Origin of the sequence: Hydrogenophaga sp. Root209 (assembly GCF_001428625.1) — a bacterium.
Taxonomy (GTDB): domain Bacteria; phylum Pseudomonadota; class Gammaproteobacteria; order Burkholderiales; family Burkholderiaceae_C; genus Hydrogenophaga.
In genome coordinates this window covers 227,424-239,818 of record NZ_LMIE01000001.1, presented here as the reverse complement: position 1 = coordinate 239,818, position 12,395 = coordinate 227,424, and the positions used below count along the sequence as shown (strand labels likewise).

Annotated in this window: 14 protein-coding genes; 12 read left to right on the top strand and 2 right to left on the bottom strand. The window is 62.5% G+C overall.

All coding sequences use genetic code 11. The features are described 5' to 3' along the window. The first annotated feature begins 65 nt into the window (after positions 1-65). The 8 genes from ASE11_RS01200 (at position 66) to ASE11_RS01160 (ending at position 7,075) form a co-directional block, all read left to right on the top strand. Positions 66-1,202, top strand: a complete 1,137-nt coding sequence (locus ASE11_RS01200) for a spermidine/putrescine ABC transporter substrate-binding protein (protein ID WP_200959300.1) — start codon at positions 66-68, stop codon at positions 1,200-1,202. 230 nt (positions 1,203-1,432) lie between these two features. Next, positions 1,433-2,182, top strand: a complete 750-nt coding sequence (locus ASE11_RS01195) for an ABC transporter permease (RefSeq protein ID WP_200959299.1) — start codon at positions 1,433-1,435, stop codon at positions 2,180-2,182. Between the two features lies 1 nt (position 2,183). Beyond that, positions 2,184-2,975: an ABC transporter permease gene (locus ASE11_RS01190; protein ID WP_056264624.1), complete on the top strand. Its 792-nt coding sequence runs from the start codon at positions 2,184-2,186 to the stop codon at positions 2,973-2,975. A gap of 34 nt (positions 2,976-3,009) precedes the next feature. Next, positions 3,010-4,128, top strand: coding sequence for an ABC transporter ATP-binding protein (locus tag ASE11_RS01185; protein ID WP_056264620.1), 1,119 nt, complete (start codon positions 3,010-3,012; stop codon positions 4,126-4,128). Between the two features lie 30 nt (positions 4,129-4,158). Further along, entirely contained in the window at positions 4,159-4,824 is a 666-nt protein-coding gene (locus tag ASE11_RS01180; protein WP_056264618.1) for an FMN-dependent NADH-azoreductase, read from the top strand. Between the two features lie 313 nt (positions 4,825-5,137). Further along, a complete protein-coding gene (locus tag ASE11_RS01170) occupies positions 5,138-5,473 on the top strand; it encodes a cupin domain-containing protein (RefSeq protein WP_056264611.1) in 336 nt (111 codons plus the stop codon). 61 nt (positions 5,474-5,534) lie between these two features. Beyond that, a complete protein-coding gene (locus ASE11_RS01165) occupies positions 5,535-5,747 on the top strand; it encodes a hypothetical protein (RefSeq protein WP_056264608.1) in 213 nt (70 codons plus the stop codon). Between the two features lie 689 nt (positions 5,748-6,436). Continuing rightward, on the top strand, positions 6,437-7,075 hold the full coding sequence (locus tag ASE11_RS01160; protein ID WP_056264605.1) for an MBL fold metallo-hydrolase: 639 nt from the start codon (positions 6,437-6,439) through the stop codon (positions 7,073-7,075). Between the two features lie 9 nt (positions 7,076-7,084). On the opposite strand, the gene dprA is transcribed toward ASE11_RS01160, so the two are convergent. Together dprA and ASE11_RS01150 are read right to left on the bottom strand one after the other, a co-directional pair. Continuing rightward, positions 7,085-8,188, bottom strand: a complete 1,104-nt coding sequence (dprA, locus tag ASE11_RS01155; protein WP_056264604.1) for a DNA-processing protein DprA — start codon at positions 8,186-8,188, stop codon at positions 7,085-7,087. 5 nt (positions 8,189-8,193) lie between these two features. Continuing rightward, the gene (locus ASE11_RS01150) at positions 8,194-9,444 is read right to left on the bottom strand and encodes a LysM peptidoglycan-binding domain-containing protein (protein ID WP_082585425.1); all 1,251 of its coding nucleotides are present in this window, start codon (positions 9,442-9,444) and stop codon (positions 8,194-8,196) included. Positions 9,445-9,717: 273 nt separating this feature from the next. Here ASE11_RS01150 and def point away from each other — a divergent pair, with 273 nt between their 5' ends. The 4 genes from def to ASE11_RS01130 all read left to right on the top strand — a co-directional run bounded on the left by def (position 9,718) and on the right by ASE11_RS01130 (position 12,395). Beyond that, positions 9,718-10,239 (top strand): peptide deformylase, encoded by a 522-nt coding sequence (gene def / locus ASE11_RS01145; protein ID WP_056264601.1) that lies wholly within the window; start codon positions 9,718-9,720, stop codon positions 10,237-10,239. Between the two features lie 104 nt (positions 10,240-10,343). Continuing rightward, positions 10,344-11,324, top strand: coding sequence for a methionyl-tRNA formyltransferase (gene fmt, locus ASE11_RS01140; protein ID WP_056264598.1), 981 nt, complete (start codon positions 10,344-10,346; stop codon positions 11,322-11,324). Beyond that, positions 11,324-12,067, top strand: coding sequence for an AzlC family ABC transporter permease (locus tag ASE11_RS01135; protein ID WP_056264595.1), 744 nt, complete (start codon positions 11,324-11,326; stop codon positions 12,065-12,067). The genes fmt and ASE11_RS01135 overlap by 1 nt, the downstream gene beginning before the upstream one ends. Continuing rightward, the gene (locus ASE11_RS01130; protein ID WP_056264592.1) at positions 12,060-12,395 is read left to right on the top strand and encodes an AzlD domain-containing protein; all 336 of its coding nucleotides are present in this window, start codon (positions 12,060-12,062) and stop codon (positions 12,393-12,395) included. Before ASE11_RS01135 ends, ASE11_RS01130 begins: the two co-directional genes overlap by 8 nt.

Genomic DNA, 12,395 nt, shown 5'->3' with positions numbered 1-12,395 from the left:
GCGCCTACCGACTCTCTCGGAAATGGCGTCACACCCGATCCAAAAACTTTGATTGAGGTACAGCCATGAATATGGAGACAAAGCCCCCGGGAACTACCCCGACCCGCCGTCGCTTCCTGCAGCAAAGTGCTGCATTGGGCATGTCATTTCCGCTGCTTTCGCCCTCAGCACGTGCCAGTGACAGCCCGAGAGAACTGACCATGCTGGCTTGGCAGGGCCATGCCGAAAAGGATGTGGTGGGCGAGTTCGAGCAACAGCACAACGTGCGTATTCGACCCAAGTACTACGTAGGCGGCGACAGCATGCTCGCGCTCATCTCACAGTCTCCCCCGGGCACCTACGACGTCATCCTTTCTGATAGCGAGTACGTCGAGCAACTCGTCACAGGCAACTGGGTCGAGCCTCTCGACCCACGGCACTACCCCTTCGACGACTTCTTCCCCGAGTTTCAGAAGTACACAGGTCACTGGCGCGGGGATGCGCTCTACTCTGTGTTTCTGCGCTTCGGCTTCTTGGGTGTTGCATACAACACCCAGGCTGTGAGTGAGAAAGACGCTCGCAGCTACAAGGTCTACTTCGACCCCAAGTACAAGGGTCGAGTGGGTCACTTTGACTGGCACCTTCCCAGCATCGGTCAGATTAGTCTGCTTGCCGGGAATCGCAAACCATTCGATATCGATGCCACGCGCTGGGCGCAGGTGCAGCAGCGCATGGCGCAACTGCGCCCCAACGTGGGCGGCTTCTTCGACTACGGTGGCACCTTTTCATCGATGCGCAACGGGCAGATGGTCCTCATGGCTGGAATCGGGGACTGGATCACGGGAGTACTCGAGAAGAACGGAGCGCCGGTGCGCAGTGTTATTCCCGAAGAGGGAGGATTGCAGTGGACCGAGTCGTTGTCCATTGGGCGCGGATCGCGCCGTCCAGAGCTGGCTCGCAGTTTCATTCGTTACATGACGTCGCCGCAGGGCCAGATTCGATCTGCACGTATGGCTGCCTATCCCGCCATGGTGCCGAACCGCAAGGCGTGGGAACTTCTTGCGCGCAGCGATCCTGCTGAAGCGCGGCGCTCGAACATGTTGCTTCAGGAGCGCAATGCGCTTCACGAGATCCGCGAAGGACGCATCACACCGCGTGCCCAACCGAGCCAGCAGGACCTGCAGGATTGGGTGGACTTCTGGGGCCGCTACAAAAACGCGTGAAGCAGCATCTGCAGCGAATCAATCACCGCGCGGCCTTCAAACGATACGGAGACAGCATGTCGACCATACCCTCACCCACGCTCGGGAAGGACGGGTTCCGTAGCGAACCCGATCCATGCGGCTCGAACCCTCTGGCCAGAGCTCGTTGGTCACGCACTGGATACGCGGTTGTACTGACTGCACCCATGGCGATATGCCAAATCGCCTTGTTTCTCGGCCCACTTGTCTTCTTGATCGGCCTCAGCTTCTGGTTGGTTCGCAACTTCCAGCTGATGCCGGCCTTCGACACGGTGAATTGGATTCGCATGTTCGAGCAGCCTCATTTCCGTGGCAGCTTTTTACGCACGTTGGTCCAGGCCGGTGCGGCAGCAGTCATCACAAGCGCAGTTTCTTTTCCGGCCGCCTACGCGATGGCCTTTTTTCTGAGCGCTCAACGCCGCCGCCTGGTGGGCTTCCTGCTTGTGACACCCTTCTTCACAAGCTACCTGGTGCGCGTGTACGCGTGGCAGACCTTCCTGAGTGATCAGGGGATCGTGAACGGTGCACTTGGATTGTTTGGCGTGGGACCCGTGCCAATGCTCAATACTCCGTTTGGCACGATGGTGGGCTACCTCACTCTGAGCCTGCCACTGGTCGTGCTGATTCAGTACATGGCTCTTTCGATGGTCGATCGCAATCACATCGAGGCCGCACACAACCTGGGTTGCGCTCCATTTCGCACCGTGTTCAAGGTAACGATCCCTTCCGCTCGTGCGGGGCTCACGATCGCGGCGCTTTTTTGCTTCATCTTCAGCTTCGGTGACTTCATCAGCCCCATGTATCTGGGCGGCGGCACTGCGCCAACTCTCTCCATGCTGATCATCGATGCGACCAAGGCCGGCCAGCAATGGCCGCGGGCCGCAGTCGTCTCCATCGTGATGATTGCCACCCTTATGGCGGTAGCGATTGCCGCCACCACTTACGCCTACAGGAGACGATGAGATGGCCAAGCGACTACTGATTGCGTACCTGCTACTGCTTCTTTCTTTTGTCTTTGCTCCTATTGCTGCCAGCGTGGTCTTCAGCTTCAACTCCGACCGCTTTCCGACCTTGCCTCTTGGCAGCTTTACCTTCGATTGGTACGTAGCAATCCTTGACGATGAGCTTGTGCGTGAAGCGTTTCTGAACTCGCTGATAGTCAGTGCCTGCACCAGCTTGATCGCGACCCTGTTGGGCGTTGGTGCAGCCTACGCTGACTACCGGTACAAGTTCTTTGGAAAGCGTGCGTACTTGGCGCTCGGGCTTTTGCCGCCCACAGTGCCTGCAATCATCCTTGGTTTGGCCATGCTCGCCTACCTCTCGCGCCTGGGGCTGGCAAACCAGCTGTACAGCATCGTCCTTGCACACAGTGTGATCTGCACGCCGTTTGCAATGGCTTTGATTCGCCTGAGACTTTCTCAGATCGACCCTTCGGTTGAACAAGCTGCCTGGAATCTCGGGGCAAACGAGTGGGTGGCGCTGCGCGAAGTGATCTTGCCATTTGTGGCCCCCGCGATCGTCTCCTCTCTATGTCTCACGGCCGCGGTGAGCTTCGACGAGTTCGCAATCGCCTGGTTCGTTGGTGGTCTGAATGAAACCCTTCCAGTGCGAGTGCTCGGCTTTCTGCAAGGTCAGGTGAGCCCACGTATCAATGCCATCGGCACCGTGGTGTTTGTTGTCAGCATCGTCTTGATTGTCCTTGCCCAGATGTTGCTCGCTCACAAGGGGGCACTGCGTCGCAGGACCTTACCGTGAGCACCTGGTTTCCCGACTTTTTGAAGGAACACGTATGAACTCGACCCCACTTATCGAACTCCGCCAGGTTGGCAAACGTTATGGCAGCGCGCAAGCGGTGCGCGATGTCAACCTTCAAATCGACCGCGGCGAGTTTGTCGCCATCATGGGCCCCAGCGGCTGCGGTAAGACGACCACTCTGCGCATGCTTGCTGGACTTGAGGTCCCCAGTGAGGGGGAGATATTGCTGGACGGTCGCCGCATCAACGAACTGCCAGCCTGGCAACGCAATACGCCTCTTGTCTGGCAGAGCCTCGCGCTGTTTCCCTTCCTCAACGTGGTCGAGAACGTGGAGTTCGGCTTGAAGATGCGGGGGGTCTCTTCTTCAGAGAGGCGCCGCAAATCGCAGGACTGGATCGAACGTCTTGGATTGTCGAGCTATGCCACGCGCAACGTGGCGGACCTCTCCGGCGGACAGCGCCAGCGTGTTGCGCTCGCACGCTCGCTGATCACCGAGCCTCCTGTGCTGTTGCTGGACGAACCACTGTCCGCTCTGGATGCTCATCTCTCATTAAAGATGCAGGGCGAGCTCAAGCGTCTCCAGCGCGAACTTGGCATTGCCTTCATTTACGTAACGCACAACCATTCGGAAGCATTCGCAATGGCGGACCGAGTGGTCATCATGGGAGATGGGCAGATTCAGCAGATTGACGCCCCTCTGCAAGTTTTTAACCGACCCGCATCACGCTTTGTCGCTGAATTCCTCGGGGGAAACAACATTTTCAGCACGCGGGTTGTGGCCTGCCAGGATGGCAAGGTCGTGATTCGCTCCTCGGAGGGTGACTTTCACGCCATGCTTCCGCCTCAGATCAACGTGCACCTCGGCGACAAGCTCGACATGGTGGTTCGCGCTGATCGGATCTCTCTCACGCCCCAATCGGGCTGGGCAACGAACGAAGTGGCTTGCAGCTTCGTGAGCGAAGAGTTCGTCGGCTCTGTGATCAACGGCTATTTGGAAACCGGAGACGGCAATCGAATTGTTATTCAACTCCAAGCAAAAGACCTGGAGAGTATCGACCTCGAGGTGGGGCGTAAGTTCTATGCCTCCTGGCACCCTGAAGACTGCCATCTGATGCAGCACCTAAGCACCTCAAAAGAGACGGTGCATCACTAATCACTTTTGTTATCGCGACCACCAGTAATCATGAACATTCTTCATATCGACGCAAGCGCACAGACCATTGAACGTTCCATCACCCGGCAACTCGGACAGGTCTTTTTGCAGGAATTGCTTCGTGCAGCTCCCGACACCCAAATAACTTATCGCGATCTCGCCATTAACCCGGTGGCTCCTGTTGATTCGGAATGGATCGCAGCTGCCTTCACGCGACCTTCGGATCGCACCACCGCAATGCAAGAGCGGCTTGCCCTTTCAGATCGTCTGATTGCTGAGCTTGAGGCAGCTGATCTCATCGTGGTCGGTGTTCCCATGTACAACTACGGGGCGCCGGGAGCCCTCAAGTGCTGGATCGATCAGACCGCGAGAATTGGTAAAACTTTCTCGTTCGACCTTGCGCGCGGGGACGTCCCTATCCAAGGAATTCTTTCCGGAAAATCACTGGTCGTTCTCTCAGCGAGGGGCGAGTTCGGGTTTGGCGCGGGTGGGATGCGTGAGAAGATGAATACGTTGGACCCACTTTTGGCGGCGTGCGCCCACTATTGGGGTGTTGCGCGGGACGAGATCCACAACGTCATCGTGGAGTACCAGGAGTTCAAAGACGAACGCTTTGCGACAAGCTTGGTGAATGCTCACGAGCGAGCGAAGACGCTCGCAAGAGATCTGGCCTCGATCGAGACCGCTCGGGCTTAGAGGAAGGTCAGCCTTCGTTGTTTTCCAATGAAAACAAGAAGAGGGCCCTGAAGTTGCCCTCTAGGAGAGTCCTGAGTCTGCGCAGCCGTTGAACTTGGCCGTTCAGGTGCGTCATCCTCCACGCCAAGACCGCATACTGGACGTTCAAACTGAGTTGCCGCGAGGTGTTTCGTCGTGAGTGGTGCGCAAGCGGTTTGAGGTCTGTTCTGGCCATATCGAAATGCTTGGCGCATGAAGGGAGTTCATGCTATCCGTCAACCAAAATGAGATCCACTTTCCTGGAAGTGGAGATTTAACCGAAGGATTTGAAACAATGAATGCAACGGGGAAGACGACATACGGCGTGACGCGTGCTGGTGAGTTCACGGCCGAGCGGGCCTGGGGTGCTGCTGACATCGCGGAGATGGGCGGCGTCACAGTACGCCTTCACTGGAGTGACTCGCCCTACAAGTGGCATGTGAACGACGGCGACGAAGTGTTCGCGGTGCTCGATGGACGCGTCGATATGCATGTTCGTGGGGCCGATGGGGTTGAAATCGTGGCCTTGGAGGCGGGTGACGTGTTCTATGCCGGCGTTGGCTGCGAACATGTCGCGCATCCCCAGGGGGCGGCGCGGATACTTGTAGTGGAGAAGAAGGGGTCGGTCTGAAATGACCACTGCAAGGTAAGCAGGCGAAAGCGGTCGAGCCGACTTCATTGACAGACTGCGCGTGGCGCTCACGGTGCTGGTCATCTCGCACCACACGGCTATCACTTACGGCGGCTCTGGCTTCTGGTTCTATCGCGAAGTGACCGACAGCGGACGGCCCAGCAGCTTTCTCCTGACGCTCTTCTGCGCAGTGAACCAGTCCTTCTTCATGGGTATGTTCTTCCTGCTGGCCGGATACTTCACGCCAGCCTCGTTCATTCAAGCACCTTCGTGATGGGGCCGCTGTGGTTTGCCTGGGCACTGATCCTGTTGACGCTTGTCTGGGTCGTCTGGACAGGAACGATGTCGCGGGCCGCCCCGCGCAGCGCGAGTCCTCAAGCGCCAGTTCCGCGCGGGCGAGCCTGGCTTTTGAGTGCCGCCCTGCTTGTCGGCGTGGCGGCATTGACCATCCGACAGTGGTTCCCGGTCGGGCAGAACGTGCTGGGGCTGCAGTTGGGCTATTTCGCCCCCTATGTCTTCCTGTTCCTCCTCGGCGCTCGTGCATCGGTCAGCCGTTGGCTCCTTTTTTCCTCGCGGCTCCGCAAATGCCCACGAAACCACGCTGAACAGAGCCGCATGCTGCTGAGAAATGGCAGTTCGGACCTCGGCCGCGAAGGACCGCAATCGCTGGCTTTGCAGCCACTAGGCCCAAAGGCGCGGCCGCGAAAGGGTCGACTTTGGGAGCTCTTTTGCAACCCACTCCGGGCAACTGTGCACTGTTCCAAGCGGCCATCAACACAGTCATCCTGCAAGACATTCGTACAGAACAAGCGGCATCCTGGGCGGCCTGCTCAAACTGGCGCCCCATCTCGGCACCTCTGCGGCCTGCTGTCAGGACGAGATCCTTCTTTCTCGCGTGAGAATATTCTGTTCAATCCTTGTTAGCAAATTTCAATCTTTGTTAGCAACAAACTACACCTTCCCATGCTGCGCTATCTCACTGTCCCCGTCACTGCCTTCGCCCAGAACTGCTCCATCGTCTGGTGCGATGAAACCAAGGATGCGGCCGTCATCGACCCCGGAGGCGACTTGGACCGGCTGCTGGCCGAAGTGAAACGCCTGGGTGTGAACCTGAAGGCGATCTGGCTCACGCACGCGCACATCGACCACGCGGGCGGCACGGCCGATCTGGCCGAACAGCTGGGCCTGCCCATCATCGGCCCGCACCCGGGCGACCAGTTCTGGATCACCGGTCTGCCGCAACAAGGCGCCATGTTCGGCTTTCCGCCAGCGCGCGCGTTCACGCCCTCGCGCTGGCTTGCCGATGGCGACACCGTGCAGATCGGGCACAGCGTCCTGCAGGTGCGCCATTGCCCGGGCCACACACCGGGGCACGTGGTGTTTCACTCGACCGAGGCCAAGCGCGCTTTTGTGGGCGACGTGCTGTTTGCCGGCAGCATTGGCCGAACCGATTTCCCGCAGGGCAACCACGCGCAGCTGATCAGCAGCATCAGGGAACGGCTGTGGCCCATGGGTGACGAGACGGTGTTCATACCGGGCCATGGTCCGGAGAGCAGCTTCGGCGCGGAGCGCCGGCACAACCCGCACGTGCGGGACGCCTGAAGCCAGGGCTCAGGCCTGGCCCTGGCGCTGGAACAGGCCGCCGGGCAGGCGCCCCACCATGCCGTCGAGCTCAAGTTCGAGCAAGCGGGCCTGCAGGTGCGCGGTGTCCAGCCCGGTGCGGGCTTGCAGCGCGTCCAGGCTGACCGGGTCGAAACCCATTGCATCGAGCAGGCTGTCGGGTCTGTCGCCTTCATCGGCGTCGGCCGGCGTTGCAGACAGATCGCGTGGACCAACCATGCGCAGGTCTTCGAGGATGTCTTGTGCCGACTCGACCAGCTTGGCGCCCTGACGGATGAGCGCATGGCAGCCGCGCGACTGCGGTGCGTGAATGGAGCCGGGGATGGCAAACACCTCGCGTCCCTGCTCGGCCGCCAGGCGGGCGGTGATCAGCGAGCCCGACTTCAAGGTGGCCTCCACCACCAGCGTGCCTTGGGAAAGACCCGCAATCAATCGGTTGCGCTGAGGGAAATTGGCGGTCAGCGGGGGCGTGCCCAGCGGGTACTCGCTCACGATGGCGCCGTGCGCGGCAATGCGGTGGGCCAGCGAGAGGTGGCGCCTGGGGTAGACGCGGTCCAGCCCGGTGCCCACCACGGCGATGGTGGGTGCGCCGCCTTCGAGCGCACCGGTGTGGGCCGCCCCGTCCACACCCAGCGCCAGGCCAGAGACCACGCACACGCCGGCCTGGCCAAGAGCGCGTGCAAACTGGTGCGCGTTGGCTTCGCCCTGGGGCGTGGGGTTGCGGCTGCCGACCATGGCCAGGCGCCGTGGATGCGCCAGCACCTCCAGGTCACCCATCACGTACAGCAACACGGGCGGGTCGTCCATCTGCAGCAGATCGCTGGGGAAGCGCGGGTCGGCCAGTGTCAGCACGTGGCGGTTGGCTCCCTCGGCCAGCCAGGCCAGCACCTGCTCCACCTGGGCATCGAGTGCGTCGGGGGCTTGTTGCAGCGCGTGGGCGGTCTTGGGGCCCACCACGGTCTGCAGGGCGGCAAGAGATTGTGCGAAGACGGCCTCGGGAAGGCCGAAGGCGGCCAGCAGCTTGCGAGCCGTCTCCTTGCCCACGCCAGGCGTGAGCAGCAGCCGCAGCCAAGCGGCCAACTCCTGGCGCTGCATCGCCTTTACGGGTTGATGAAGCGGTCGCCGACCTTGACGCGGTCGCTGATCTGCAGCACCAGGGCGTAAGACACTTTGTCAAAGGTGCGGAAGACGATCATGAGACCGTTGCGCTCGCCGGGCAGGCGCAGCTGGGGGCGCGACGTGTCCGTGGTGTCGGTGATGAGGTCGCTCTCGCGCTGCAGTGCAAGCACATGGCCGCGCTCCATTCCGTGGTCCTTGCCGCGGTTGATGGTGACCACCTGGTTCTGGCCAGCGAAGTTGACCGCGTTGCCGTACACCGAGACGATCTGTCCGGTGTGGGTGCTCTGGGGGGCGCGCGGCACGAAGTTGGTCAGCTCGCGCGGCGGCTCGGGCAGCAGCCGGTCGCCGACGCGCATTTCTTCCTTGGCGGCCACGATGTCGATGGCGGCGGGCACCACTTCGGTCGTGGCTTGGCCCTTGGGACCGATGCCCGGGCGGGTGGTTTCCCCACTGACCACGCTGGCTTTGCCGACGTACTGCGCCTCATAGCCCAGGATTTCGTTGGTCGTGGGGTCGCGCAGCGGCGTGGCGTTGCGGAACACGCGGTATTGGGTGGAGCGGCCATCGATCACCACCAGCGGCTCGGATTCCGGTCCTTCGGCGTACTGCGCACGGGCATAGGCGCGATCACCACGGCTGAGCATGACGCGGTTTTCCTGCGTGGCGACGATGCGTGGTGCGCGCGAGAACGTGGCCTCGTCGACGATCAGGGGCTCGGTCAGGAATGCCTCGATGGCCTGCAGGTTGACCGGCGGAATGGCCGAATCGCCCAGGCTGTCGTAACGGGTGCGCGGCGAGACGCGCACGGTCGTCGTGTCGCCGCTGCCGGGCTGGCGCGTGGTGAGGCGGGCGCGACCGTTGGACTTGTCCAGAAAGAGCACCTGTCCGGGGTAGATGCGGTGCGGGTTCTGGATGTCCTCGAGGTTCATGCCCCAGAGCTCGGGCCAGCGCCACGGTGTCTTGAGGAAGATGCCCGACACCGCCCACAGGGTGTCGCCGCGCTTGATGGTGTAGCTGTCGGGCGCGTTGGATGCGAGTTCGGACAGCGGCACGCCGGTCTGGGCCACCTGGTTGGCGGTGGCGCGCTGGCCTGGCGTGATGGGGAAGTTCTGTGCCGACACGGTGCCTGCAAAGGCAGCAGCGAACAGGGCAAGGGCGCAAACCGCGGGCCTGAGATGGCTGGTGGGGCGCGTTTGATGGACGTTGGCAGGCAAGCGGTTCTTCAATGGCATGTGGTGGCCCCTGGGGCGGCGATGGCCGGTTGTCAGCGGGAGTTTCCAGGAAACCGCAACTGCCCTCCGGTGGCGCTCGTGTCTTGACAAATCGCATTTGATTTTGCGCCCAAGCCTTTGATTAGGCAATGTTTATGGCAGGGGGCTTTCACGCGTCGTGGCAAAAGTGGCGAAAATGTCGACACCGCATTCCGCTCGTCCCCAGCTTGCCGCCAGCCGTCGCCCGGGTACAGTGGGCGGTTCCTTGCAAGCCCCTCGATTGACCCGTTTTTCATGAACTCGCCGACCCTGCTGCCCATCCTTTGTTACCCCGATCCGCGACTGCATACCGTGGCCCGCCCGGTGAAGGCGGTGGACGATCGCATCCGCACGCTGAGCCAACACATGCTGGAAACGATGTACGACGCCCACGGCATCGGATTGGCCGCCACGCAGGTGGATGTGCACGAGCGCCTGATCGTGATCGACGTGAGCGAGACGCGCGACCAGCCCCTGGTGCTGATCAACCCGGTGCTCGAATGGGCCAGTCCCGAGACGCGCAAGGGCGAAGAGGGCTGCCTGTCGGTGCCGGGCATCTACGACGGTGTGGAGCGCTCGCTGGCCGTGCGTGTGCGGGCCCAGGACCTGGATGGCGCCGATCGCACGATCGAAGCCGACGGCATGCTGGCCGTGTGCATCCAGCACGAGATGGACCACTTGCTGGGCAAGGTGTTCGTCGAATACCTCTCCCCGCTCAAGCGCACGCGCATCAAGTCCAAGATGGTCAAGGCCCAGCGGGAGGCGATGAAGGCATGAAGGTATGCAACCAGCCGCATGGCGACGACGCTGTCGACGTCACCCATCCCTGACACCGGTCGTTTCGCGGGTCCGCATTCCGCCCGACCTCAGCTCCTTCCGTCATGAAACTCGTCTTTGCCGGCACGCCGGAATTTGCCAGCGTGGCCCTGGCCCGCTTGCTGGCCGCCGGCTTCCGGGTGCCGCTGGTGCTCACCCAGCCCGATCGTCCCGCAGGCCGCGGCATGAAGCTGCACGCGTCCCCGGTGAAGCAACTGGCGCTGGAGCACCACATCACCGTGGCGCAGCCGCGCAGCTTGCGGCTGGACGGCAAGTACCCCGATGACGCTGCCGCCGCGCGCGAAGCCATTGAAGCGGCGCAAGCCGACGTGATGGTGGTGGCCGCGTACGGCTTGATCCTGCCGCAGTGGGTGCTCGACGTGCCCCGTTTGGGCTGTCTCAACATCCACGCATCCTTGTTGCCACGCTGGCGCGGCGCTGCGCCCATCCACCGCGCCATCGAAGCCGGTGACACCGAGACCGGCGTGACCATCATGCAGATGGACGCCGGCCTGGACACGGGCGACATGCTGCTGGTGGAGCGCCTGCCGATCCGCAGCATGGAGACCACCGGCAGCCTGCACGACCGCCTTGCCGTGCTCGGTGGACGCCTGATCGTCGAGGCGCTGGAGATCGCGGCCTGCGGCGGCCTGACCGGGCAGAAGCAACCCGCCGAGGGCGTGACCTACGCGCACAAGATCGACAAGGCGGAGGCCGCGATCGACTGGACCGCCAGCGCCGACAGCCTCGCGCGGCGGGTGCGAGCCTTCAATCCCTTCCCTGGTGCAGCCACCGCGTTGGCCGGTGAGGCCATCAAAGTGTGGGCGGCCCACGCCGACGACACGGCATCGGGTGGTGAGCCCGGTGAGGTGATGGCGGCCGACGCCGACGGCATTCGCGTGGCCACCGGCGCCGGCGTGCTGGTGCTCACCGAGCTGCAGCGCGCGGGTGGCAAGCGCCTGGCGGTGGCGGATTTTCTGCGCGGTTTCCCGCTGGCGCGCGGGCAGGTGCTGGATGCAGTGCCCTCGTCGAAAGCGGGGGCCTGATGTTCCATCGCCGTGCCTACCGAGAGCGCCCCGAGTATTGGGAGGGCGCGCGCGACCAGGTGTCGGTGGCCATGGGCATCGGCGCCTGGGGTCTGATGACCGGTGTGGCCATGGTGCAGTCGGGCCTGTCGCCGCTGGAGGCGGTGCTCATGACGCTCATCGTTTATGCCGGCAGCGCCCAGCTGGCCGCCGTGCCCATGATCGCCGCCGGTGCGCCGCTGTGGGTGATCCTGGCGGCGGCCTTCTGCGTGAACCTGCGCTTCGTCGTGTTTTCTGCCCACCTGCGGCCCTACCTCATGCACCTGCCACGCTGGGAGCGCCTGGTCCGCGGCTACATCACCGGCGACCTGAGCTACGTGTTTTTTGCGCGCCGTTTTCCGCACCCGGGCACCACGCGCGACGAGCTGGAGCGTCAGCAGGCCTACCTCATGGGCAACTGCGCGGTGAACTACGTGGCCTGGATGGGCGCCAGCCTGGCCGGCATTTCGCTGACCAACGCGATTCCCCTGGAATGGGGTCTGGGCTTCGCGGGCATTCTGGCGCTGCTGGGCGTGTTGTGTTCACTGGCATCGTCAAAGCTTCGCATGGTCTCGGCGGGCGTGGCCGGTGCTGCGGCCGTGGCGGCCTGGGCGTTGCCACTTAAGCTCAACATCCTGGTGGCGATCGCCAGCGCGGTGGCGATCTGCCTGGTGCTTGAAAAACTCAGGCCTCCAACTCAGGGACAGGGAGTGCACCATGTTTGATGTCGATCCCTGGACGCTGCTCACCATCGTGCTGCTGGGCTGCATCACCGTGATCACGCGCGGCTTCTTCTTCATTTCCAGCAAACCCTGGAGCCTGCCGCACTGGGCGCAGCGCGGCCTGCAATACGCGCCGATCGCGGCGCTGGCGGCGGTGGTCATTCCGGAGATCGTCATGAGCCACGGCGCGCTCATTGCCAGCTGGAAAGACGCACGGCTGTTTGCCGCAGCCGCCGGCACGGCGTGGTTCTTCTGGAAGCGCGGCGTGCTCGGCACCATCGTCTGCGGCATGGCGGTGTACCTGCCGCTGCGCCTGGTGGTTGGCTGGTGA

Coding starts and splice junctions, on each gene's coding strand:
- ASE11_RS01185 (WP_056264620.1), top strand. CDS start 3,010: ATGAACTCGACCCCACTTATCGAACTCCGCCAGGTTGGCAAACGTTAT.
- dprA (WP_056264604.1), bottom strand. CDS start 8,188: ATGCAGCGCCAGGAGTTGGCCGCTTGGCTGCGGCTGCTGCTCACGCCT.
- ASE11_RS01160 (WP_056264605.1), top strand. CDS start 6,437: ATGCTGCGCTATCTCACTGTCCCCGTCACTGCCTTCGCCCAGAACTGC.
- fmt (WP_056264598.1), top strand. CDS start 10,344: ATGAAACTCGTCTTTGCCGGCACGCCGGAATTTGCCAGCGTGGCCCTG.
- ASE11_RS01200 (WP_200959300.1), top strand. CDS start 66: ATGAATATGGAGACAAAGCCCCCGGGAACTACCCCGACCCGCCGTCGC.
- ASE11_RS01130 (WP_056264592.1), top strand. CDS start 12,060: ATGTTTGATGTCGATCCCTGGACGCTGCTCACCATCGTGCTGCTGGGC.
- ASE11_RS01190 (WP_056264624.1), top strand. CDS start 2,184: ATGGCCAAGCGACTACTGATTGCGTACCTGCTACTGCTTCTTTCTTTT.
- ASE11_RS01150 (WP_082585425.1), bottom strand. CDS start 9,444: ATGCCATTGAAGAACCGCTTGCCTGCCAACGTCCATCAAACGCGCCCC.
- ASE11_RS01135 (WP_056264595.1), top strand. CDS start 11,324: ATGTTCCATCGCCGTGCCTACCGAGAGCGCCCCGAGTATTGGGAGGGC.
- ASE11_RS01170 (WP_056264611.1), top strand. CDS start 5,138: ATGAATGCAACGGGGAAGACGACATACGGCGTGACGCGTGCTGGTGAG.
- ASE11_RS01180 (WP_056264618.1), top strand. CDS start 4,159: ATGAACATTCTTCATATCGACGCAAGCGCACAGACCATTGAACGTTCC.
- def (WP_056264601.1), top strand. CDS start 9,718: ATGAACTCGCCGACCCTGCTGCCCATCCTTTGTTACCCCGATCCGCGA.